The organism is Pseudovibrio sp. W74 (assembly GCF_001623085.1).
Lineage (GTDB): Bacteria > Pseudomonadota > Alphaproteobacteria > Rhizobiales > Stappiaceae > Pseudovibrio.
The window spans coordinates 62,512-81,729 of record NZ_LMCJ01000050.1 but is presented as its reverse complement, the minus strand read 5'-3'; the positions used below and the strand labels follow the sequence as shown (position 1 = coordinate 81,729).

The following is a 19,218-nucleotide window of genomic DNA, read 5'->3' as shown; positions in this document are numbered from 1 at the left end:
CGGACTAGTCTTCGATACGAACTGCAACAAACCGCAGTTCCCCAGAACCGTTGGAAAGCAAAAGCAACGCAGAGCGACGTTTGTCTGCCTTGAGAGCTTCGATCATAGCAACCACATCTTTCGGTGCAGCAACAGGTTCCTGAGCCACCTCAACGATCACATCGCCAGCGCGAACCCGTTTGTCTTCAGCAGAGCTGCCTTCAGCAACGCGGGTAATCACAACACCTTCGATCTCATCTGACAGGGCAAAACGTTCACGCAGAGGTTCATCAATCTTGGCCAGAGACAACCCAAGCACAACGGTCTCATCCGCTTTGCTCTTTGGACTTTCCTGTTCTTCCTCAACCTTCTCAATTTCAGCCACTTCATCAAGACGTCCGAGAGTGACCTCAAGCTCGACTTCTTCACCACGGCGCAAAACCATGAGCGGAACAGTGCTGCCAATCGTTGTGGTCGCAACCATACGCGGCAGATCACGCATTTCAGGAACACTCCGGCCATCAAAGCTCAACACAACATCGCCTGGCATGATGTCAGCGTCCTGTGCAGGGCCACCTTCAGTCACGCCAGCAATCAAAGCGCCACGCGCACTGTCCATACCCAGGCTCTCAGCGATTTCTTCAGTGACGTGCTGAATACGAACACCAAGCCAGCCGCGACGGGTCTCCCCAAACTCACGCAGCTGTGCAATCACCCGGGTTGCAGTCTCAGCAGGAATAGCAAAACCGATGCCGATTGATCCGCCTGAAGGTGAGAAGATAACAGTATTGATCCCAACGACTTCACCATCCATGTTGAACAGCGGGCCACCCGAGTTTCCCCGGTTGATGGCAGCGTCCGTCTGAATAAAGTTATCGTAAGGACCAGAGTTGATATCGCGGTTCCGTGCAGAAACGATACCTGCTGTGACTGTACCACCAAGGCCGAACGGGTTACCGATAGCCATCACCCAGTCACCAACACGCAGCACTTCAGAGCTACCAAACTTCACAGAGTCCAAGGTCGACTGAGGCTCAACCTTCAAAACAGCAAGGTCCGTCTTCTCGTCAGATCCAAGCAACTGTGCTGACAGTTTAGTCCCGTCATTAAAGTTAACGGTAATCTCATCCGCACCTTCAATCACATGGTTGTTGGTAACGATAATGCCTTTTTCACCGTCAATGACAAAACCTGAACCAAGCGATTGAACACGCTGCGGGCTTTCACCCTCAGGTTCCTGCCCATTGAAAAATTCTTCGAAAAATTCCTGAAAAGGAGAACCCTCGGGGACATCTGGCAGTTGAAGAGATCGTTTGGCTTTCACTCTTTGCGCAGTAGAAATGTTGACCACAGCATCACCAAGCTCTTCAGCAAGGTCTGCCAGAGATTCTGGGCCGCTTGCACGAGCACTATCGAAGCTGCCGGCCACTGCTGCAGTTCCAAGTATACATGCAAAAACAATTGCCTTGATTGATCGTCCAAGCTCAAGGCGAGGGAAAACACCGGCCATAAGCCATCTCCTCAAATTATCAGGTGAACACAAACACTTCACCAGAACGCATACTGAAAACAAATATGCCCGCGCTTGGTTAATAAAGCGCGGGCAAAACTAACATTTATTTCTTAACTGCGTCAGGCTGATTTCTCGCAGTTGTATCATTGGCAAATCTGCGTTTAGCCACTGAGGGAACGCACCAACCAAACAATCAACACACCCAGCCCCATCGCAGCAACACCACCAAGGCGGAGAGATTGATCAGGAATATCCTGAGCTTTCCGCATGAATTCCTTCAAATGGCCTGGGGCTAGAGCATAAACAACTCCCTCAACAACGAGGACAAGTCCCAGAGCCACAATAAAATCATTCATTACTGTGGTGCACCAACCGCCGGAGCACTCCGCGTTCCACTTGGATCATTGAAGTAGCGGAAGAAGTCTGAGTCAGGAGACAGCACCAGAGACGTATCGCCACCTTCCAGAGCATTGGTATATGCCTGCATGGAACGATAGAACTGGAAGAAGCTTGGGTCTTTGCCATAAGCCTCTGCGAAGATTTGGTTGGCAGCCGCATCACCATCACCACGAATGATATCAGCATCACGCTGTGCTTCAGCAACAAGAACGGTTGCATCGCGATCAGCACGAGACTTAATACGACGAGACTGTTCTTCACCCTGTGCGCGGATTTCAGTCGCTTCACGCTGACGCTCTGTCTGCATACGACGGAAAATCGCCTGAGAGTTTGCCTCTGGCAGATCCGCACGACGGATCTTCACGTCAATCACGTCAATACCGATCGCAGCAGCGCTTTTGTCCACGTCCTGACGGATCTTTTCCATCAGATCAGAACGGTCATCACGCACCACCTGTACGAAGGTTGCTTTTGCCAGTTCAGAACGTAGAGAAGACTGCAGGAACGTCGCAAGACGGCGTGCACCTTCATTTACGTTGTTCACAGACTGGTAGAAGCGCACTGGGTTGGTGATACGGTAACGAGCAAACGCATCAACAGTCAGACGTTTTTTGTCAGCAACAATTGCTTCCAGAGGAGGCATGTTGAGATCAAGGATACGCTTATCCAGAACGATAACATTCTGCCAAGGCAACTTGAATTTCAAACCCGGCTCAGTTTCCTGTGCTTTCACCTCACCAAACTGCAGAACAAGTGCCTGCTCAGTTGGGGTAATGATGTAAGCCGACCAGTAAAGAACCAGAGCGATAGCAGCTATAACAATGCCAAGAAGACCGCTTTTCATTAGTTGTTTCCTCCAGCACGTTTGTTCAGCTGGTCAAGCGGCAGATAAGGCACAACACCATTTTGCTGACCATTTCCGTCGATGATGATTTTCGGATTTTTGCTCAAGACATTTTCCATGGTCTCAAGATAGAGGCGCTGGCGAATAATATTAGGAGATTTCGCGTATTCCTCATAAATCTTGCTGAAGCGCTGTGCCTGACCATTTGCATTCGCAATAGTCTTGTCACGATACGCTTGTGCAGCTTCAGAAACGCGAGCCGCATTACCACGAGCTTCAGGGACGATCTTGTTAGCGTAAGCTTGTGCTTCGTTCTGGATACGCTCTTGGTCAGCACGAGCTGCCTGAACATCACGGAACGCTTCAATAACCTGCGCAGGAGGATCAACCTTCTGCATCTGAACCTGAGTAACCTCGATACCAGCTTTGTAGTTATCGAGAGTTTCCTGCATCAGTTTTTGCACCGCGATCTGAATTGGGGCACGGTTTTCAGTCAGAATTGAATCAATGCGAGAGCTGCCAACAACTTCACGCATCGCACTTTCAGCAACAGCTTTCACAGTGCCTTCAGGGTTTTGAATGTTGAACAGGAATTCCTGAACACCAGTAGGAGTATTCTGAATGCGCCACTGAACCTTGAAATCTACGTCAACGATGTTTTCATCGCCGGTCAACATCAGGCTCTCTTCAGGCACATCACGCTGGTTGATGGAGCTGCCTCGAACAAACTCTTCCATACCAACAGTCAATTCGCGAACACGCAGCACTTCTGGAGTGCGCACTTCGCCAACTGGATATGGCCAGTTGTAGTTCAGACCTGGATCAGTTTGTCCAACGACCTTACCAAATACCAGTTCCACACCAACTTCACTTGGTTCGACGCGGTAGATACCGGTAGCAAGCCAGATAACAACGGCAACGAGAATAGCGAATAAGATGCCTTTAAAGCCAAGGCCGCCACCATCACCAGGTAGAACGGATTTCAGCTGATCCTGACCACGTTTGAGGATTTCCTCAAAATCAGGTGGATTACCGCCGCCACCGTTTCCGCCGCCACGCTGTGGGCCACCGCCGCCACCCCAAGGGCCACCACCGCCCTTGTTGCCGCCGGAGTTCCCCCAAGGGCCGCCGTCATTGCCGCCACCTCCGCTTTGATTGCTCCAAGGCATAGAGAGATCCCTTTACTAGGTATGTTGCCGGACAAACCGACAAATAGATGAGAGTTAGACTAAGCCAACTATTACTTGATTAGGGTTATAGGCAAGTTACCAGCGCCTTTCAACGAATGCAGATACGCCAAAAGGCTGCACTTTATGGAAAAACACCAAAACCCCACAGAAACCAGACATTATTCAAGAAGATAAGCCTTCTTTCGCACGTTTCAACCGACGTACAAGAGCCTATCTGTAAATTTCAGCTGTAAGAATTAGAGGCACAATCAGGCAAATTCTTGCTGTTTTGCTCAACAAAACGTAAACCAAGCCAACACACAGCGGAAACGTGCAGAGTTTCAAGCCTCAGCTTTCAGGCGGCACCCTTAAACGCATGTCAATGTGCGGAATACCATCGTCCAGATAAGTCTCCGAAGTGGCGTAGAAGCCAAGCCCGCCATAGAAGTCCTTCAGATAGTCCTGTGCCTGCAGTTCCACGCGCGCATCATCATTGGTCGCTGCACAATAAGAAAGCGCAGCATTCATCAACTTACCGGCAATACCCTGCCCACGCGCATCCTTTGAGACCAACACACGGCTAATCTTGAACACATCGCCATCATCGTATTTCTGAAGGATTCGCAGCGCCCCAAGAATATGCCCGGCATCATTCATCACGAGAATGTGTTTACTGACAGGATCGAGCCCATCAATATCTGGATATGCGCACTGCTGTTCAACAATAAACACATCGCAACGTAACTTTAGCAAAGCATAGAGCTGTTCAACGTTGAACTCGTTGAAGTCTTTAAGCTCAAGAAACTGGGACATTCCACCTCAAAAATTCCGCGGCTCGCTCCCGAAAAGCAAGCCTCAAACCCTTATTTATCTTGGTGGTCAGCGTTCAAATTGCAAGCCAATTACTGCCAGAAACTAATCTTTAGGCAGATTTCACAAGCAGAAACAGAAGGAAAGACCCAAAGCACCGATCCCCTTAACCTCTCGTTAATGAAGAGCGGCGGGGATGCAAATGCGGGCAATAAAGCCAAAACACCTCATGAACAGCTTGCAGCGCAGGTTCCTGCCTTCGTCCTCCCATCAATCGGAGTGGGACGAAGAAACGATACCCAATTGGTTTCATAGCGAGCTGACCGATCTTCATAGCCAGAAGATCGAAAAGCAGGCGAAATTGTATTCAACCCTGCCACTCTCTTGCGCTCAGGCTTTGCAAACCCACGGCATCTGGATCAAACATGATGTGTTGCCGCGGGAGTTCTTTCGCAGGCTCAAGTTTGAAGCCTTTGACTATTTTGTCGGGCAGAGAGATCGGAATAAGCGGCTTCTCTCCAACTGGCATAACGCACAAAGCTTCACACTGCCGTTGAACTATACACACCTTCTCAGGCAACCCTTTTTGCAATCTGCCATCACAGACGAACTTATTCCACCGCCGCTACAGTTCGCAGCAGGCAGAAAAGCCAAGCCTGCGTACCATATCGAGGCAATGGCACAATGCACGCCGTCCTTCCGCTTTGAAACGGAAGGCAGCAACACACCACCTTTTGAAATTGAGCACGATGCATTCTCGCCCGGCGCAATTGCATTGCTTTTTCTGGAAAAAATCACACCAGAAGACGGCGCAATGTTTTACATCCCCGGCTCACATCGCATGACAGAACAGCGTATTTTCTGGGAGTACCAGCGCCATCTTGACTATACAGAGATGGAAGAAGAGGACGATGAGCCCATCACAGGGCTGAGTGATCTGCAAGAGCTGGATCTGCCACCTCTCCTACCTTTAAAGGTAGAGGCAAACACACTGCTGATTATGGACCGCTCAGGTTTCCATGGCCGTTTGCCAAGCACAAACAACGCGCACAACGCCCATACAGCTCACCGCCTTGCTTTGCGCGCAGACCTCACAACAAAGTCATCAACGCGCAACAACTAACAGGCTGCATCAAAGCTTGCGACGATAAATTTCCAGTGAGGAATCAGCAGAGTCCTTTTCCCCACGATCAAACGGCGTGCGCTCAGCAAGCTCCCATTCGCCCTCATAGATATCCGGGAATTTCGTGTCACCGTCTGGCTGCGCATGAATACGGGTAATGTAGAGAGTGGAAGCCTTTGGCATAGCTTCTTTATAGATCTGCCCCCCACCCACAATCATAATCTCATCGACGCCATCATTCTCAGCAATGTCATTTGCGAGCGTGAGTGCATCACCAAGACTGCTGACCACTTCAACACCTTCATAAGCGTAGTTCGGATCACGCGTGATGACGACATTTTTGCGGTTTGGAAGAGGCTTGCCAAGCGTCGTGCAAATACTCTCAAAGGTCCGCCGCCCCATGATCACGGGCTTACCTGTTGTCGTTTTGCGAAAGAACTTCAGATCGGTAGAAACAGACCATGGCATGTCATTGTTTGCGCCAATCACACCATTTTCAGCCACAGCTGAGATCATCGAAATTTGCTTCATCCTATCCTCAATCGGCAAGAGACAAGTCGTACTCAGTTGATGAGAGCATCAAGCTCCCATCTAAACCAGTTCAGGCAGCAGGAAAGAACCTACGGCCTCACATTCCAACTAAGCATTAACGGCAGGCCTTCGTCTGTAACATCGAACACACCATAGGCCGCTGTCTTCAGTTTCAAATCAGCACCAGCACCTTGATCAGCCAATGCTTTCAATGCAAAGCGTGCAATCCCGTTACTGGTCACCACAAGAAGGGTCTTACCTGGGAACTTCTTGGGAGCAGATGCAAAGAACTCCTGCCAGCGTCCAATCACAGCGTGCGGGTCAATGTGCCAGCCATTCGGCGGCACACCTTCTTCTTCCCATGCACGAAGAGCCTCATCACCAATCCGGGCCAGAACCTCTTCCTCAGGTTTATTTTCATCCGGGCCGTAATCGATCTCCACCAAAAACGGCAGAACCTTCAAATCAACCTCTTCAGCCTGCGTTTTCAGTGCAATCTGCGCTGTTTGCTTCGTTCTCTGCAGCGGAGAGCAAAACGCCATATCAAAGCTCACACCCAGATCGGCAAAGTGCTCAGAGAGCTTCTCAGCCTGACCCAGACCAGAAACACTGAGAGGCAAGTCTGTGCGGCCACCAACACGAGTGACAACATCACCCTTATCAAAAGTATTGCCGTGTCTAAGAATATAAACGCGCGTCAAAGGCCAGTCTCCAAATGATCAAACGGGTCGCCAAATTTAGCAATCAATTGTGCAGCAAGCTCCGCATCGCTTGGCGTATCCACACCAGACATGGAAAGTTTAGGCGGCTGCACTTCTTCCGCATGAACAACCATACCGTTTTCCAGAAAACGAAGCTGCTCAAGTCCTTCCATCTGCTCGTAGTACCCAAGCCCAAGCTCATTGAAGCGCTCAAGAGCATCAACACGGTAGCCATAAAGCCCGATATGGCGGAAGACAGGTGAAAGCTTGTCGCTCTCCCGCAGTTTCTCTTCTTTACGAATGGCCGGAAGAATATTCTTGGAGAACCACAGAGCCGTTCCATCATCCCTGCGCACACAAGTTGTGCCGGAAAACGGATGAGCCTTCTTGTGCTCACGGAGCTCGTCCAACCCGTTCCAGTCCAGCCGAATAACAGGCGTGAACACATCCGCATCAGGGCGCATTGCAGCAGCCTGGATCAACGCAGAAACATGCTCAGGCGGTGTAAACGGCGCATCACCCTGCAGGTTCAAAACGAACTCAGGATGCGTGCCATGCACTCTGGAGGCAGCAAGCGCCCGGTCCGTACCCGATGGATGCTCCGGATCAGTCATCACGAAGGGCGCACCGATATGGCGGCAATGCTCAGCAACCTCTTCATGGTCCACCGCGACCACATAGTCAGAACCAGTTTGTTTCGCAGCAACACGAGCAACTTGTACAACACGCTCCAGCAAGCTGCGGCCACTGATTGGGTGCAGCGGCTTGCGCGGGAAACGGGTTGATCCAATACGCGCCGGAACGCAAATAAGGGTTCGCATGGGAACTCCTTTAAAAAAACCAAAGACAACTAGACCGCAACAACACCTTTGATGTGTGGATGCGGGTCATAACCTTCCAAAGCAAAATCCTCGTAGCAGAACCCGAAGATATCCTTCACTCCTGGATTGATATGCATAACAGGCAAGGCCCGCAGCTCTCTGGAAAGCTGAAGCTCAGCCTGCTCCATATGATTTGAGTAGAGATGCGCATCACCAAGCGTATGAACAAAATCACCAGCTTCCAGATCGCAAACCTGTGCAATCATCATGGTCAGCAATGCATAAGATGCGATGTTGAACGGAACACCCAGGAACACATCTGCAGAACGTTGGTAGAGCTGACAGGAAAGCTTGCCGTTTGCCACGTAAAACTGGAACAGCGAATGACAAGGCGGCAACGCCATATCGTCAACAAGCGCAGGGTTCCAGGCAGAAACGATCAACCGACGGCTATCCGGGTTCGTTTTGATCTGCTGCACCACATTGGCAATCTGGTCGATAGAGCCACCATCAGGCTTAGGCCAGGAGCGCCACTGATAACCATAGACTGGCCCCAGGTCGCCATTCTCATCTGCCCACTCATCCCAAATGCGCACCTTATTGTCTTTAAGGTACTTGATGTTGGTATCACCCGCCAAAAACCAGAGCAGCTCATAAATGATAGATCTCAGGTGCAATTTCTTGGTCGTAACAACCGGAAAGCCCTTGGACAGATCAAACCGCATCTGATGACCAAAGACAGACTTGGTGCCTGTACCAGTGCGATCTTCCTTGACCACACCTTCATCCATGATACGGCGCATCAGCTCTAGATATTGCTGCACTAAGGATCATCTCCTGTTTTACGATTCGAGTCGCGCACAGTATAGCCAATCTACCGAAAATCGCCTCTGTGCCATCTTGCATACGGGGTCTTACCCCAAGCTTCCGTCGATAAAAAGACCGGGAAAATAGCTTGAGTGCTTCCGCCTTAGGCAAATCCCAGCAAAAGCGTCATTTACAAATCTTCAACACCACCACTTGTTCAAATTGGCCTGTGAATATGCCGCTTTGTCAACAGGTTCTCTTAGCCCTGCGACAGTAACCGATAGTTTTTGCCCTTCCATTTGCCAGTGCGTGCACCTATATTCCCCCTGCCAGTTCGCTGGCTACGGCAATAAATTGCGAGCGCAATAAACCATTCGGACCCGGGGGCGGTACCCGGCGCCTCCACCAAAGCCCGTTGTACTCCAGCGGTCTTCGGGGGGGCGAAACAGGATCGACGAGGGCGTAAAGGCTTTGTTTTTGCTCGGCATGGTACCACCGTTATCGGACCAAAATGATAGTTGCAAATGACAACTACGCTATGGACAACGCTGTAGCTGCGTAATGCAGTTCCGGTAGTCCACTAAGTCCCGTTGGTTAGCACCTTCAGGCGGGGTTCGGAGGCACCTGGCAACAGAAGCCTCCACTTTAGTGTTAAAAGGCTCTTTCCTTATTCTATGCCTATTCAAGGTATAGAAATAAAAGACAGGCCTTTTTGTCGCCTCTACGCTATAGTTAGGCCGAATAAGAACGCAAAGGATGAGCGGTGCCGGACATGGCTGAAGATTTAATCCGCTATGACATCATCATTCAGGACGCGTTGAGAAACGCAGTCCGAAAGATATTGGTTGAGGTCAACCGGGCAGGACTTCCCGGAGAGCACCATTTTTACATTGCCTTTGAAACCACGGCCCCTGGCGTCAAGATTTCAAACCGCTTAAGGGAACGTTACCCGAAAGAAATGACGATCGTGCTGCAGCACCAGTTCTGGGACCTGCAGATCACTGAGCACGCTTTCGAGGTTGGTTTGTCCTTTGGTGGTGTTCCGGAGCATTTGTATGTTCCGTTCTCTGCAATCAAGGGTTTCTTCGACCCGTCTGTCCAGTTTGCTCTTGAGTTTGAGCCTGGCAAGACCGGTGAAGAACTGCCTGCGGAATTCCGCATTGCGGAACGTGATCTGGACTCTGTGGAAGAGTTCCATGCACGTCTGGAATCGGCTGTCGAACAGGACGAAAAAGAAGAAGCTAACGCAGCTGCTTCCGAAACAGAAGAGACAGCTTCAGACTCTGTGGAAGAAAAAGAGAAAACTGACTCTGACGAGACTTCCAAAGATGACAACGGAAGTGCGCAGGTTGTTTCTCTGGATGCTTTCCGCAAGAAGAGCTGATCCTTCCGATCAAGATAAGAGCGGTCGGCTCATCAACGTCATGTAATGGGTGATTGTATGAGCGCGACCGTTGTTAACCTGCGTCAAGCCCGCAAACAAAAGGCTAGAGACAGCAAAGCCCAGTCCGCTGCGGAAAACCGCCGGAAGTTCGGGCGTTCAAAAGCCGAAAAATCTCAGGAAAATGCAGAAGCAGACCTGCAGACAAAACGCTTTGAAGGTCACAAGTTGGCCTCCGTCTCTTCTTCATCACCAGCAGATAAAGAGTGAGGCTTTCATATGAGCCTCAAGAAACGTTCCATCACCCTACACGGACATAGAACCAGCATCACGCTGGAGCCGGAGTTCTGGTCTGGGCTGGAAGACTTTGCGCGAAGTCAGGGCAAGAACATTACCGCGACCATCGCCTCAATTGATGATGAGCGAAACCCGGAAAACAACCTCTCAAGCTGCATCCGCGTCGCCGTGCTCAAACACTTTCAGACCCAACTGGTCAGTTAACCTGCAGCAGGCGACCACCTGGCAGCTCAATGAATTTTGGCGCTCCCCGCTCATCAGTCTGCAAATCAGGCAGAGGCCCACGCAAAACCTGATTGTCATTGCCGGCCTCAAGCACACCAAGATTTTTCGGAGCACCTGACTGGATGATAGGCCCAAGCAGGTCAACCTCTCCCGCTGGCACCGTCGCCTCGTTCACGCCACCAATGGTCACCGGAGCTTCCAATGCAGGTAGACTGGATTTCGCGCGCGGTTTCGGTGGGTCAACGATTGCAACAGAGGGGCTAACGGGCTTTTTTGCAGTGGCGTCTCCGTCAAGAACTGACCGAATACGCGCACTAAAGTCCTGTACAGTGCTCTTGTTGCTCTCAGCATCGGCCTTAGCTTGCGCTTCAGCCGCAGCTTTGGCCTCCGCAGCAGCTTTCGCCTCTGCTGCTTTCTGAGCTTCCTCAGCCCGCTTCACAGCCTCAACAGCTTTCGCCTTGCGCGCTTCTTCCTCAGCAGCCAAGCGGGCGGCACGGGCTTTCACCTCTTTGTCTGCCTGCGCCTGTTGCTTACGTTCAGCGGCGGTGGCAGCTTCGGCTTGCCGAGCCTTTTCCGCGTCCTCAGCAGCCTTCGCTTTTTGGGCGGCTTCCTCTTCCCGCTTTTTCTTCAGTTCATCAAGCATGCGCTCTTGCTCAGCAATCTTGCGCTGCTCTTCCTCAATGCGTTTCACATTCAGCTCAATCGCACGAAGATTGAGATAGGAGAGCAAAGGCCCCGTATCCAGCTTGCGCACCGGGTTTTCCAGCGGACCAGAATACAAGATAGCGACCTGAGGCTCTGCACCCGCAACCTTTTGCGCTTCATCACGGGTCTTCATGGAAACATCGCCCGTCAGCGCCCACTTCTCCAGATCAACAAGCGCAGAGCCAAACAGCGTGGTCCCGGCAGTATCAACGGAGATGTTACGCGCCCGGATCCGCCCACTGGCAATGCCCAGGGACCCGTCAACCCGGTTGAACGATATAGAGCCCGCATCCAGATGGTCCGCAAAGGTGCTTTGAATAGCAGCCTCATCCAGCTCAAGACCTGCATCCGCTGCCTTGATCACAAGGTCAAAGGCCGCTGGGTTGATCCGGCGAATTACACCATCAGTAACGCTGAAAGTACCACCACCTGAAAGACCAGCCACAAGGCCCGAGATTGTGCGTCCGCTTCCTTCAAACTCAGCAATCGCCTGCAGCTTACCTGTTGCTAAAGCGCGACCTTCATCAGTCCAGGCCAGCTCTTCAAAGTCAACATCATCCAGCCGGAACCTACCAGAAAGGGTCGCTTGTCCCTGATCCCGCCGCAAATCAAAGGCACCAGAGAACTCACCTCCTGCAAACCGGCCAGTCCCATCATTGATAGACAGCTGATCCGAACGTAGCCGAAGCTGACCACTTGCGGCGTCCAGTCGGAACTCATCACTGAACAAAGCGCGATCGCTCTTCACATCAAGGGTCAGATCCACACCATCAGCAAGGCCTTGCCCCAGCGCCTGCGAGGACCACACAGAATCTTCCTGAAGCACACCGGCCCAAACATTGGCTCCCAGCAGCAGTTCACTCAAACTGCGCATATCAAGCTCAGACAATTCCAGCTTGCCGGATGCCTCTAAAGGTCCACCCTTCTTCAAAGTACCTTCAAGATCACCAGACAGATCCATATTAGCCAGCTGGCCTTTCAGATCTGAGAGTTTGAAGTCCCGCCCGCGTCCTTCAAACTGACCACTCAGGTTCGCTTTGAGAGAACCGGAGTAAATTGGATAAATCTTGCCAAATGCCAGTCCATAATCCGCCAGATCATCAGACTGTACCGCAACCTTGGCAGACCAGACAGCAGCAGACCGGTTCGGAACCCGTACGGTCCCATCGGAGAGGATCTTCAACCCAACAAGGTCACTGGAAAAACCAAAGGCCAGTTGATCGCGCGGACTGCCAGACAAGGAAAGACGAACCTCTCCCGGTTGCAGTTGCGTGATTGGGATAGCCTCAAACCCAAGCTGTCGAAGCACTTTGACGCCATCTTTGCCACCAAGCGTCATTTCCGCATAGAGGTCACCTTCTGCGAAATCATCAATGCGGCCTTCAAAGGTGCCATTCAAATCCAGATCACTGACGCCAACCTCACCAAAAAGGTTCAATGACATATCCGTCCGTCCCTTCTCAGCATAGGCAGAAAGCTCAGCTTTAAGGCTGGCGGGTGCAAGATCCGGAGCAGCTGTTTTCAGACGTTCAATCAACGGATGGTCAGGTGCATATTCTTCCAAAACAGCAACCGCTCCAGTCAGGGACGATGCTGTCAGCGTGCCTTTGATGTTCCCCTGTGGCGTCGTACTCAGGTCATCAATCCGACCCTTCATATCAATGTACGCACCAGCAAAGTCGCGAATTTTCAACTGCTCAATGGAAAGCGTATCCCTACTCAGGCTCGCACTCACAGCCATGCTTTTCGCTTTGACACCACTGGCAACAAGCTCATCTGCGTAAAGCCGCATGGACATATCAACTGCGCTTGGCTTGATCTTTTTGCCTGTAAAAGCTTCCACGTAGCGCTGGATCTCATCCAGATTGACGCGGTCACTATCCATATCAACCGTGATCAACGGGCTGCGATCAAGCGGATGCTCAAATGAAATCAAGCCAACACTGCGCACATCTCCGGCATCAATCCGCAAGTCAGGAAGTCGCAGAGCACCGGAACCAGCTTCAACACGGCCTCTCAACGCAACAGGAGACAAACGTTTGGAAGCATCCTTCCGCTCTCCCAACCACCAATGCGCCAGCTGATGTGGCTGACGGGAAGAAATCTCCCAGTCTCCCTGATAGCCAGCAGAGCCGCGCAGCTCCAGGTAACCACTGGTCTTGAAGAGGCTACGACCCGGCAACTCACCAAAGAGCTCATCAATCTTCCAGCCAGTGCCTGTCGATTCAAGTAAGGCACTCAGATTCGAAACAACAGAACCACCCGCCACCACAACAGGCACGGTCAGATCCATATTGCCTTTCACATCCAGCAAGGGCAGAGACTGCAAGCCGCCAGCCAGTCGCGTCAAAACAGCATCAGTCGGAACCAGCGGACGCTGTGGCCCACCACCAATCATTCGGTCCAGATCAACCTGTTTAAACTGAGCTACAGCCCGAAATTCTGGCTCTGGACCAAAACTATAAATACCGCCACCTTCAGCGGTAATCGGGCGATCTTCTGAGCCAAGACGCAAAGTACTCTCAGTCAGTTCCAGCTGCTCACCGTCCAGATTAAACTTACTTTTCCCAGCCCATTCCAGCGCATCAGAGCCTTCACTGACAACAGATTGAACCTCGGCATCTCCGTAATAGGAGACCACACCGTTTTGGTGTGTCAGGAATCCATCCGTTGAAAATTGAGCCGCAACATTTGCAGGAGACACCTGCATCTTAACCCGGATCTGACCATTGCGCTCAACACGGCCACTACCAATTTTCAGCGTGTAAGGCACACCTTCATAAAGTATCGCACCTTCCGCTTTGAAAGGCCCCTGCAAACCGCCAGCATAAAGCTCAAGGTTCGCATTGCCTGCACGGCGTACTTCTCCCGTCCGTGCATCAGTCAGCACGACAGATCCATTTTGAACGCTCACGCCTTCCAGAATAAGCGAGGTCGGGTCGATTTCAGAAATAACGGAACGGCGGGAGTTGGTTTGCAAAACATCAAGACGGCCATCCTCATCAAGAGAAAGGTTAAGCTCCGGCTCGTTGAGTTTCATCTCAGTGACGTGCACTTCTCCGCGCAAAAGCGAAGGCAATTCAATACGACCTTCAAATCCTTTGATAGTCATCAACGGATCTTCGACAGCACCAACACGAACGTCAGAGAGCTTCACGTAGGGAGCAGGCAGCAGCTGGACATCGGTCTCACCGAGGATCGTCACCTGATGCCCCAGAACTTTCTCACCATAGCTTTCAAACAGGGAACGATAAGCTGACCAATCGATGACCAAAGGGCCAACAAGCGCGATGACCAGCGCCAAGATCAAAGTCCCACCGACGGTGATGTAAACCGAATTCAACGTTAAGCTCCTTTACCCACTTCGAACCTCACGCCTTGCCGCGCTGTCCGCCTATGAGCTGCATGCAAACACTTGTTTGTCTATGTGAATTACAGCAGGAACAAGACGACAGCAACGACTTAAGGCAATGTTTCCGAACGGATCGAAGCAAGTGCGTATTTATGGCACTTCTTTACTCGGTATCTAAGGCAACAATCTTACCGGGGTTCATAATATTCAGCGGGTCAAGACTACGTTTGATGGCGGCCATCACAGCCACCCCTGCACCATGTTCCTTAGGCAGATATTTCATCTTGCCCTGCCCCACACCATGCTCACCAGTACAGGTTCCGCCCAGCTCAATCGCACGATAGTTCAGCCGTTCAACAAACGCCTCAGACTTGGCAATGTCCTCAGGGTCAGTCAGGTCCGTCAACACAAGAACATGAAAGTTGCCGTCACCAACATGGCCAACTATCGGACCAATCAGACCATTTTCTTCGATGTCATCGTGTGTAGCCGTCACACAGTCGGCCAGACGAGAGATCGGCACACAGACATCTGTCGACAGTCCGGTTCGCTCAGGTGCCAGACCAAGGCCAGCCCAATAAGCGTCATGCCGCGCGGCCCAAAGCTTGTTGCGCTCTTCGGGATCGGTCGCCCATTCAAATTTTTTCAAAGAGTTTTCAGCCGCAATCTCACCAAACCGCTCAGCCTGTTCTCTCACACCAGCCTCAGAGCCGTGGAATTCCACAAGCAGCAACGGTGATTCTGGCAAATCCAGCTTTGAATAGGCGTTAACGGATTGGACGGTCAGTGTGTCCAACAGCTCCATACGGGCAACGGGTATGCCATACTGCACCGCCTCAATAACCGTGTTGCAGCAATCCGCAATGCTATCGAACGAGGCAATTCCACCTGAAATTGCTTCAGGTATACCCTTCAGCTTCAACGTAATCTCAGTGATCACCCCAAGCGTACCTTCCGAGCCAACCATCAAGCGCGTCAGGTCATATCCCGCAGATGATTTCTTGGCACGGCTTCCAGTCTTCACAATGGTCCCGTCAGGCATGACAACCGTCAGCGCCAGAACCATATCCTTCATCGTCCCATAAAGCACCGCATTCGTACCGGAAGCACGTGTCGCTGTCATACCACCAATGGTGGCATCAGCGCCCGGATCAATCGGAAAGAACAAGCCAGTATCACGCAAATAAGCATTGAGCTGCTTGCGCGTCACACCCGGTTGAACCACACAGTCCAGATCCTCAGCATGAACTGAGACAACCTCTTTCATTTGAGAGAGATCCAGCGAGATACCGCCGCCCGGTGCATTCAAATGCCCCTCCAGAGAAGAACCACTGCCAAACGGAATGACCGGCACACGTAGGTCAGCACAAAGCATTACGATTTCAGAGACTTCCTCAGTCGACTGTGCAAAGACAACAGCATCTGGCGGCTGGTTTGGTAGCCATGATGTCGTATGCCCGTGCTGCTCCCGCAAGCTCATGGATGTCTGGCAACGGTCGCCAAACTTCTCATTCAAGAGCGCAATCGCTTTGTCGATCCCCTCGGCATTGCGTGTAACATTCAGCTGCATCCCCGTCAGAGACATGGCAGACCTCCCTTACATTCCAGATACTTCCCCCCGGAAGCACACCTCCAAGCATATAGTCGAAACTTCGAGACACGACTCGGCATTTATTGGAATTATAATATTCTGCATGGTCAGCATTGTTGAGCTTTTAGCAAGACGATCCTCGCACAGACCAACTGACCTGAAGAAGCTCCTTAAGTGTTTCTCAGTGCTTATCGAAAATAATGATCCAAAATCAGATGATCAGAGCATATCCTGATTGGCGTTTGCCGGGGAATCTCGTTAAAGACAATGCCAATCATTCATTGTCGTATCGCTTAATCTATTATGCCTAACCAAGCCAACCCGCTGAAAATCGCAATGCGCATAGCCTATAAATGGGTCGAACCTAACTTACGTTTGTTCATGTCATCGCGGCTCCCGCTTGTCTGGCTCCTTGCGTTGATCATCGGGGCAGCTGTGGGCGGATCTGCGATCCTGTTTCGCATTGGCATTGGGCTGGTTCAATGGTTATCGCTCGGCACCGTCTCCGAACGCATGATCAGCGCGGCAAACGCTCAACCATGGTATGTCATTGTTTTGGCACCTGTAATAGGCGGCGCAATTGTCGGCCTCCTGCTGCAAACGATCCAAAAGAAGCAACGTGCCGGTGGCGTAGCAGACGTGATTGAAGCACGGGCCCATGGCGGAACCGGCCTACCCTTTTGGCCCGGCCTCAGCTCCGCGCTCATAACAGTCATCTCACTTGGCAGCGGCGCCAGTGCTGGCCGTGAAGGCCCCATGGTTCACCTAGGCGCCACACTCGGCACCTCCGTCTTCTCCAAGCTGAAACTCCCTGATTCAACAATGCGTATCCTGCTTGCTGCAGGTGTCGCAAGCGCAGTCTCCGCAAGTTTTAACGCACCAATCGCAGGCGTATTGTTCGCGCATGAGGTCATCCTCGGCCACTACGCAATGTCCGCCTTCGTTCCAATCGTGCTCTCATCAGCCATGGGAACGCTGGTGTCTCGCCTCTATTTCGGCGAAGCTGTGGCCTTCATTCTGCCCCACTACCAAATCAACACGTACTGGGAATTCCCGGCTTTTGTGCTGCTCGGCATCATCTGCGCGATTGTTGCCATCTCATTCCAGTTTGCACTGATCGGCTCCGACTGGCTTGCCAGAAACATCAAAATGCCAATCTGGCTCCGCCCGATCATCGGCGGCGCATTGGTTGGCTCAATCGCTGTCTTCTATCCGGAAATCATTGGCGTTGGCTACGAGGCAACAGATGGAGCGCTCAACTCAGAACTACCGCTCACATTGATGCTCTCGCTGCTCGTCGTGAAAACAGTAGCAACAGCCATCACGCTCGCCTCTCGTTTCGGTGGTGGCATCTTCTCACCCTCACTGTATCTGGGCGCGATGACGGGTGGCGCCTTTGGTCTGATCGCGGCAAATCACCTGCCCGAAATGGCTTCCAGCCACGGCCTCTACGCTATTTTAGGCATGGGAGCGGTCGCCTCAGCCGTCCTTGGCGCACCAATCTCAACCACCATGATCGTGTTCGAGCTGACAGGTGGTTACGAGTTGTCCATTGCACTGCTGATCGCTGTCTCCGTTTCAACAGGCCTCAATCAGGCAATCCATGGCCGTTCCTACTTCCATTGGCAGCTGGAAATGCGCGGTGTCATGCTGCAGGACGGTGCCCACAAATGGCTCGTCCGCATTGTTCATGTTGAAGATTTCGCAGATCCACCTAGGCCGGACTCCGATACCACCTTCGACCCAGTGTCAGAAGAACCGTTCCTTGCACCGCTCGACACGCTCGAAAAAGCGCTCAGGACCTTCGATGATGCAGGCAAATCCACCCTGCCCGTCATAGACCCCAAGAACCCGGCGGAAGTTATTGGTTACGCAAGTCACGTGAAGGCTCTGCGTTACTTCAATTCAGCTCTCATTCAGGCGAATGTTGAGGAGCACCGCTAGCCAAACCCCAGATAATCTCCATTGACCCATCCATAAAAAACAGCAATCTCATTCAAGACATCCTTGTCTTCGCTGGATAAATTGGGTCTATGAAGCCGGTCACTCAAAAAATTGCCTTAGAAGCAACTCCGCTCAATTCGGGAGAGAACGCACAATTCTGGCGTGCGCCTCGCTTTGATGGGTTGGAATGCCTTGCCGCAAGTTTCAGAACCCATGTCTACGAACCTCACACTCACGATACGTTCGTTGTTGGTGGTATTCTCTCGGGCTGTCAGTGCTACTGGCAACGCGGACAGCAGATATTCGCTGGCCCTGGAGATCTGGTCTTCGTCAATCCGTTCGAGCTTCATGACGGCATACCGGAGGGCTACGGTTACACCTACCGGATGACCTACCCCAGCATTTCCCTGCTGCAGAAGATCGCCGAAGACCTGACGGACAAGCCACAAAGCGGAACACCTTATTTCCCGGAGGCCTGTGTCCATGACCCAGAGCTCTGTCAGGAATTCGTCGAAGCGCACAAATCCATACAGAACCGCTCCATTGATCTGGAAGCTGAAGAGCCGCTCTATATGATTTTCGCCAAGATGCTCGCAAAACACGGCAGCTTCACTGACAACATCACCGGATCAAAAGATCCTGTCGCAATCACGCGAGCGCGGGAGTATCTGGAAGAAAGCTTCATGGGCACCGTGCATCTGGATGATCTGGTGAACATCTCGGGCCGGTCAAAGTACCACCTCATCCGCTCCTTTAAAAAAGCGACAGGACAAACACCGCACGCCTACCTGACCGATGTGCGGGTACGAAATGCCAGACGCCTGCTCGTGCGTGGAACCTCTCCAAGCGAGACGGCATCACTCTGCGGCTTTGCGGATCAGGCCCACCTCACGCGGCAGTTCAAATCGCGCGTTGGCACCACACCAGCAGCTTTCCAGCGATCTGTGATTTCCATTTAATCACAGCGGCATACCAGAAGCGCAATTTCATTCAAGACGACATCGGCCTCTCTGACTTAAAAGCACT

17 protein-coding genes and 1 other RNA gene are annotated in these 19,218 nt (G+C 51.8%); 7 read left to right on the top strand and 11 right to left on the bottom strand.

What is annotated here, in order from left to right:
• Positions 1 to 4: 4 nt before the first annotated feature.
• The 5 genes from PsW74_RS21765 to PsW74_RS21745 all read right to left on the bottom strand — a co-directional run bounded on the left by PsW74_RS21765 (position 5) and on the right by PsW74_RS21745 (position 4,717).
• A complete protein-coding gene (locus PsW74_RS21765) occupies positions 5 to 1,489 on the bottom strand; it encodes a Do family serine endopeptidase (protein WP_063289913.1) in 1,485 nt (494 codons plus the stop codon).
• A 164-nt stretch (positions 1,490 to 1,653) separates the two neighbouring features.
• Positions 1,654 to 1,848: a DUF2065 domain-containing protein gene (locus PsW74_RS21760; protein WP_063289914.1), complete on the bottom strand. Its 195-nt coding sequence runs from the start codon at positions 1,846 to 1,848 to the stop codon at positions 1,654 to 1,656.
• Positions 1,848 to 2,735 carry a protease modulator HflC gene (gene hflC, locus PsW74_RS21755; RefSeq protein ID WP_063289915.1) on the bottom strand — a complete coding sequence of 296 codons (888 nt, stop codon included), beginning with the start codon at positions 2,733 to 2,735 and terminating at the stop codon, positions 1,848 to 1,850. Before hflC ends, PsW74_RS21760 begins: the two co-directional genes overlap by 1 nt.
• Positions 2,735 to 3,904, bottom strand: coding sequence for an FtsH protease activity modulator HflK (gene hflK, locus PsW74_RS21750; protein WP_063305869.1), 1,170 nt, complete (start codon positions 3,902 to 3,904; stop codon positions 2,735 to 2,737). Before hflK ends, hflC begins: the two co-directional genes overlap by 1 nt.
• A 348-nt stretch (positions 3,905 to 4,252) precedes the next feature.
• The gene (locus PsW74_RS21745) at positions 4,253 to 4,717 is read right to left on the bottom strand and encodes a GNAT family N-acetyltransferase (RefSeq protein ID WP_063289916.1); all 465 of its coding nucleotides are present in this window, start codon (positions 4,715 to 4,717) and stop codon (positions 4,253 to 4,255) included.
• A gap of 199 nt (positions 4,718 to 4,916) precedes the next feature.
• On the opposite strand from PsW74_RS21745, the gene PsW74_RS21740 reads away from it, so the two are divergent.
• Positions 4,917 to 5,837 carry a phytanoyl-CoA dioxygenase family protein gene (locus tag PsW74_RS21740; protein ID WP_208986866.1) on the top strand — a complete coding sequence of 307 codons (921 nt, stop codon included), beginning with the start codon at positions 4,917 to 4,919 and terminating at the stop codon, positions 5,835 to 5,837.
• 9 nt (positions 5,838 to 5,846) lie between these two features.
• Here the strand turns inward: PsW74_RS21740 and PsW74_RS21735 are convergent, their stop codons facing one another.
• The 4 genes from PsW74_RS21735 to PsW74_RS21720 all read right to left on the bottom strand — a co-directional run bounded on the left by PsW74_RS21735 (position 5,847) and on the right by PsW74_RS21720 (position 8,714).
• The gene (locus PsW74_RS21735) at positions 5,847 to 6,368 is read right to left on the bottom strand and encodes a dihydrofolate reductase (RefSeq protein WP_057465752.1); all 522 of its coding nucleotides are present in this window, start codon (positions 6,366 to 6,368) and stop codon (positions 5,847 to 5,849) included.
• Positions 6,369 to 6,457: 89 nt separating this feature from the next.
• Entirely contained in the window at positions 6,458 to 7,069 is a 612-nt protein-coding gene (locus PsW74_RS21730; protein WP_063289918.1) for a histidine phosphatase family protein, read from the bottom strand.
• On the bottom strand, positions 7,066 to 7,890 hold the full coding sequence (locus tag PsW74_RS21725) for a manno-octulosonate cytidylyltransferase (RefSeq protein ID WP_063289919.1): 825 nt from the start codon (positions 7,888 to 7,890) through the stop codon (positions 7,066 to 7,068). Before PsW74_RS21725 ends, PsW74_RS21730 begins: the two co-directional genes overlap by 4 nt.
• A 29-nt stretch (positions 7,891 to 7,919) precedes the next feature.
• On the bottom strand, positions 7,920 to 8,714 hold the full coding sequence (locus PsW74_RS21720) for a thymidylate synthase (protein WP_063289920.1): 795 nt from the start codon (positions 8,712 to 8,714) through the stop codon (positions 7,920 to 7,922).
• Positions 8,715 to 8,986: 272 nt separating this feature from the next.
• On the opposite strand from PsW74_RS21720, the gene ssrA reads away from it, so the two are divergent.
• From ssrA to PsW74_RS21700, 4 genes are all read left to right on the top strand, one after another.
• Positions 8,987 to 9,342, top strand: a transfer-messenger RNA (tmRNA) gene (ssrA, locus tag PsW74_RS21715).
• Between the two features lie 127 nt (positions 9,343 to 9,469).
• Positions 9,470 to 10,081: a ClpXP protease specificity-enhancing factor SspB gene (locus PsW74_RS21710; RefSeq protein ID WP_063289921.1), complete on the top strand. Its 612-nt coding sequence runs from the start codon at positions 9,470 to 9,472 to the stop codon at positions 10,079 to 10,081.
• Positions 10,082 to 10,138: 57 nt separating this feature from the next.
• Positions 10,139 to 10,348, top strand: a complete 210-nt coding sequence (locus PsW74_RS21705) for a DUF4169 family protein (RefSeq protein WP_063290143.1) — start codon at positions 10,139 to 10,141, stop codon at positions 10,346 to 10,348.
• 9 nt (positions 10,349 to 10,357) lie between these two features.
• Positions 10,358 to 10,579: a ribbon-helix-helix domain-containing protein gene (locus PsW74_RS21700; protein ID WP_063289922.1), complete on the top strand. Its 222-nt coding sequence runs from the start codon at positions 10,358 to 10,360 to the stop codon at positions 10,577 to 10,579.
• Here the strand turns inward: PsW74_RS21700 and PsW74_RS21695 are convergent.
• Both PsW74_RS21695 and PsW74_RS21690 read right to left on the bottom strand, forming a co-directional pair.
• On the bottom strand, positions 10,572 to 14,648 hold the full coding sequence (locus PsW74_RS21695) for an AsmA-like C-terminal region-containing protein (protein ID WP_063289923.1): 4,077 nt from the start codon (positions 14,646 to 14,648) through the stop codon (positions 10,572 to 10,574). The two genes, PsW74_RS21700 and PsW74_RS21695, sit on opposite strands and share 8 nt — an antisense overlap.
• Before the next feature lie 172 nt (positions 14,649 to 14,820).
• Positions 14,821 to 16,242 (bottom strand): FAD-linked oxidase C-terminal domain-containing protein, encoded by a 1,422-nt coding sequence (locus tag PsW74_RS21690; RefSeq protein WP_063289924.1) that lies wholly within the window; start codon positions 16,240 to 16,242, stop codon positions 14,821 to 14,823.
• Between the two features lie 309 nt (positions 16,243 to 16,551).
• On the opposite strand from PsW74_RS21690, the gene PsW74_RS21685 reads away from it, so the two are divergent.
• Both PsW74_RS21685 and PsW74_RS21680 read left to right on the top strand, forming a co-directional pair.
• Positions 16,552 to 18,192, top strand: coding sequence for a chloride channel protein (locus PsW74_RS21685; protein ID WP_063289925.1), 1,641 nt, complete (start codon positions 16,552 to 16,554; stop codon positions 18,190 to 18,192).
• An 89-nt stretch (positions 18,193 to 18,281) separates the two neighbouring features.
• Positions 18,282 to 19,151: an AraC family transcriptional regulator gene (locus tag PsW74_RS21680; RefSeq protein ID WP_063289926.1), complete on the top strand. Its 870-nt coding sequence runs from the start codon at positions 18,282 to 18,284 to the stop codon at positions 19,149 to 19,151.
• The last annotated feature ends 67 nt before the right edge of the window (positions 19,152 to 19,218 follow it).

Excerpts from the sequence above, each read along its gene's own strand:
- PsW74_RS21765 (WP_063289913.1), bottom strand. The coding sequence starts at position 1,489 with ATGGCCGGTGTTTTCCCTCGCCTTGAGCTTGGACGATCAATCAAGGCA.
- PsW74_RS21760 (WP_063289914.1), bottom strand. The coding sequence starts at position 1,848 with ATGAATGATTTTATTGTGGCTCTGGGACTTGTCCTCGTTGTTGAGGGA.
- hflC (WP_063289915.1), bottom strand. The coding sequence starts at position 2,735 with ATGAAAAGCGGTCTTCTTGGCATTGTTATAGCTGCTATCGCTCTGGTT.
- hflK (WP_063305869.1), bottom strand. The coding sequence starts at position 3,904 with ATGCCTTGGAGCAATCAAAGCGGAGGTGGCGGCAATGACGGCGGCCCT.
- PsW74_RS21745 (WP_063289916.1), bottom strand. The coding sequence starts at position 4,717 with ATGTCCCAGTTTCTTGAGCTTAAAGACTTCAACGAGTTCAACGTTGAA.
- PsW74_RS21740 (WP_208986866.1), top strand. The coding sequence starts at position 4,917 with ATGCGGGCAATAAAGCCAAAACACCTCATGAACAGCTTGCAGCGCAGG.
- PsW74_RS21735 (WP_057465752.1), bottom strand. The coding sequence starts at position 6,368 with ATGAAGCAAATTTCGATGATCTCAGCTGTGGCTGAAAATGGTGTGATT.
- PsW74_RS21725 (WP_063289919.1), bottom strand. The coding sequence starts at position 7,890 with ATGCGAACCCTTATTTGCGTTCCGGCGCGTATTGGATCAACCCGTTTC.
- PsW74_RS21710 (WP_063289921.1), top strand. The coding sequence starts at position 9,470 with ATGGCTGAAGATTTAATCCGCTATGACATCATCATTCAGGACGCGTTG.
- PsW74_RS21705 (WP_063290143.1), top strand. The coding sequence starts at position 10,139 with ATGAGCGCGACCGTTGTTAACCTGCGTCAAGCCCGCAAACAAAAGGCT.
- PsW74_RS21700 (WP_063289922.1), top strand. The coding sequence starts at position 10,358 with ATGAGCCTCAAGAAACGTTCCATCACCCTACACGGACATAGAACCAGC.
- PsW74_RS21690 (WP_063289924.1), bottom strand. The coding sequence starts at position 16,242 with ATGTCTCTGACGGGGATGCAGCTGAATGTTACACGCAATGCCGAGGGG.
- PsW74_RS21685 (WP_063289925.1), top strand. The coding sequence starts at position 16,552 with ATGCCTAACCAAGCCAACCCGCTGAAAATCGCAATGCGCATAGCCTAT.
- PsW74_RS21680 (WP_063289926.1), top strand. The coding sequence starts at position 18,282 with ATGAAGCCGGTCACTCAAAAAATTGCCTTAGAAGCAACTCCGCTCAAT.